The sequence below is a fragment of the Bradyrhizobium sp. P5_C11_2 genome, from assembly GCF_054049755.1.
The window spans coordinates 1-3,035 of record NZ_JBFULT010000739.1; the positions used below are offsets into that span (position 1 = coordinate 1).

At 65.9% G+C, this 3,035-nt stretch carries 2 protein-coding genes; both read left to right on the plus strand.

Annotation, left to right across the window (positions count from 1 at the left end; genetic code table 11):
- Window positions 1-1,788 (plus strand): ABC transporter permease (locus ACXJL8_RS37795; RefSeq protein WP_456686687.1); only part of this gene is annotated, 1,788 nt, incomplete at its 5' end.
- A 269-nt stretch (window positions 1,789-2,057) separates the two neighbouring features.
- A complete protein-coding gene (locus ACXJL8_RS37800; protein ID WP_014490629.1) occupies window positions 2,058-2,849 on the plus strand; it encodes a Bax inhibitor-1/YccA family protein in 792 nt (263 codons plus the stop codon).
- The last annotated feature ends 186 nt before the right edge of the window (window positions 2,850-3,035 follow it).

Here is a 3,035-nt window from a genome sequence, read left to right on the forward strand (position 1 = left end):
CCGCAGCTCGAACGCAATATCAACCGATTCACGCAGTTTCTGACGCTGGTCGGCCTCGCCGCCCTGCTGGTCGGCGGCGTCGGCGTCGCCAATGCGGTGAAGAGCCACATCGACCGCAAGCTCGAGGTGATCGCGGCCCTGAAGGCCGTCGGCGCCACCGGGCGCGACGTGTTCGGCATCTATCTCGCGCAGGTTCTCCTGCTTGCCGCGATCGGATCGGTGATCGGGCTGGCGCTCGGCGCCGCAATGCCTTTCGCCATCGTCGGCCTGTTCGGGAAGCTGCTGCCGCTGCCGGTGGTGCCGGCCGTACATGCCGACGAGCTCGCGCTGTCCTTCGTCTATGGCCTTTTGACCGCGCTCGCCTTCGGCCTGTGGCCGCTCGGGCGGGTGCACGACGTGCCGGTCGCGGCGCTGTTCCGCGACACCATCAGCAATGAATGGCACCGGCCGCGCTGGCGCTATCTCGCCTTCATGGGCGTCGTCGTCGCCCTGCTCGTCGCCGTCGTGATCGGCCTGTCGTTCGACAAGCGCATCGCCGCGGTGTTCGTGCTCTCCTCCGTCGTCGTGTTCGCGCTGTTGCGCGGCGTTGCCGCCCTGCTGATGGCGATCGCGCGCCGGCTGCCGCGCACCAGGCTGCCGATGCTGCGGCTCGCGATCGCCAATATCCACCGGCCGGGCGCGCTGACGCCCTCCGTCGTGCTGTCGCTGGGATTGGGTCTCGCGGTGCTCGTCACCATCACCCAGATCGACGGCAATCTGCGCCGGCAGTTTTTGGCGGCGCTGCCCGAGCGCGCGCCATCCTTCTACTTCATCGACATCCCGAGCACGCAGGCGGCGCAGTTCGACCGCTATCTGCGCGGAATCGTGCCCGACGCGAAGGTCGAGGACGTGCCGATGCTGCGCGGACGCATCGTCGCGGCGCGCGGCGTCCGCGCCGAAGATCTGAAGCCTTCGACCGATTCCGAATGGGTGCTGCAAAGCGACCGCGGCCTGACCTATACCGGCGAGCTGCCGAAAGGCTCCAAGGTCATCGAGGGCGAGTGGTGGGGCGTCGACTATTCCGGCCCGCCGCTGGTCTCGATGGAGAAGAAGATCGCCGACGGGCTCGGCCTCAAGATCGGCGACGAGGTCGTGGTCAACGTGCTCGGCCGCGACATCCCGGCGAAGATCAGCAATCTGCGCAACATCGACTGGCAGGGGCTCGGCATCAATTTCGTCCTGGTGTTCTCGCCGAACGCGTTCAAGGGCGCCCCGCACACCCACATCGCGACGCTGACGGAAGCCGGCGGCGACGCGGCCGGCGACGGCAAGATCATCAAGCAGGTGGCGGACGCCTATCCGATGGTGACCAGCGTGCGCGTGCGCGAGGTGATGGAGACGGTCGGCTCGGTCGTGACCAATCTCGCGCTGGCGATCCGCGGCGCCAGCGCGGTGACCCTGATCTCGGCGATCCTGGTGCTGGGCGGGGCGCTCGCCGCCGGCCACCGCCACAGGGTCTATGATGCGGTGATCCTGAAGACGCTGGGCGCGACCCGGCTGYGGCTGCTCGGCGCCTACGCCCTCGAATACCTCCTGATCGGCCTGGCCACCGCGGTGTTCGGCGTGATTGCCGGCAGCATCGCGGCCTGGATGATCGTGACGCGGGTGATGACGCTCACTTTCGTCTGGCAGGCCGGAAGCGCGGCCGGCGTGGTCGCGGCCGCCCTCGTCGTCACCGTCGGGCTCGGGCTCGCCGGCACGCTGCTGGCGTTGAACAAAAAGCCCGCCACGGTGTTGCGGAATTTGTGACAAATGGTAGCGGGTCGCCGTGCGGTAGCGAAATCGCACGATTCCTGCGGTTAACCACGTCTACTCGGCCGGATTGCTGGTAAGGGCGACATTCGGCCGCGCGTGGACGGTTGCAGCGAATGTGTTAGTTTCCCACATATCGGATGGGTTCGGASCCCCGATTRTGAGCCARAATTTAGTCGGCASACATCGGTATCCGAGATAGAATTTGACGAACCGGTGGCATGGCGACCCTCATGCCGGACCGGCCAACCAACGGGAATTCGACCATGTCGGACCTAGACCGTAACTACGCTTCTCCTTTCGGCAGGGCCGCCGGGCGTGTCGACGCCGCGACGGTCGATGCCGGCCTGCGCGCCTATATGCTGCGCATCTACAATTACATGAGCATTGGCCTGGCCATCACCGGCCTTGCCGCGCTCGGCGTCTACATGGCCGCCGTGACCGACGTTCCGACCCCGGAAGCCGTCCGCGTCGGCAAGCTGTTCCTGACGCCGTTCGGCTACGCGATGTTCGTGAGCCCGCTGAAATGGCTGTTCATGCTGGCGCCGCTCGCCATGGTGTTCGTGATTTCGGCAGGCATCAACCGTCTCGCCCCCTCGACCGCCCAGATCCTGTTCTGGGTGTTTGCGGCGCTGATGGGCATCTCGCTGTCGTCGATCTTCCTGGTGTTCACGCACACCTCGATCGTGCGGGTGTTCTTCATCACGGCGGCCACCTTCGGTGCGCTGAGCCTCTACGGCTACACCACCAAGCGTGACCTGACCGGGATGGGCTCGTTCCTGTTCATGGGCCTGATCGGCATCATCATCGCGAGCCTGGTCAACCTGTTCCTGGCCAGCACGATGCTGCAGTTCATCGTGTCCGTGGTCGGTGTGCTGGTGTTCGCCGGCCTCACCGCCTGGGACACCCAGCGGCTGAAGAACGACTACATCTACGGCTACGCCTCGGCCGGCGGTGACATCGCCGAACGTGCGGCGATCACCGGTGCGCTGTCGCTGTACCTGAACTTCATCAACCTGTTCACGCTGCTGCTGCAGCTCCTCGGCCAGCGCGACTAAGCGATAGCCAGAGTGGACGACATCAGCCCCGGCCGGAAGGCCGGGGTTTTTGTTTGGGCAGGAGCACCGCTCCCGTAGCCCGGATGGAGCGAAGCGCAATCCGGGAACGTCGCATCAGCGGATACACCTGCCCCGGATTTCGCTGCGCTCCATCCGGGCTACAAGGGCTGTCCCTCCCCGTCATTG

Bases quoted from the DNA above. Each gene is read 5' to 3' on its own strand.
- ACXJL8_RS37800 (WP_014490629.1), top strand. From the start codon at position 2,058: ATGTCGGACCTAGACCGTAACTACGCTTCTCCTTTCGGCAGGGCCGCC.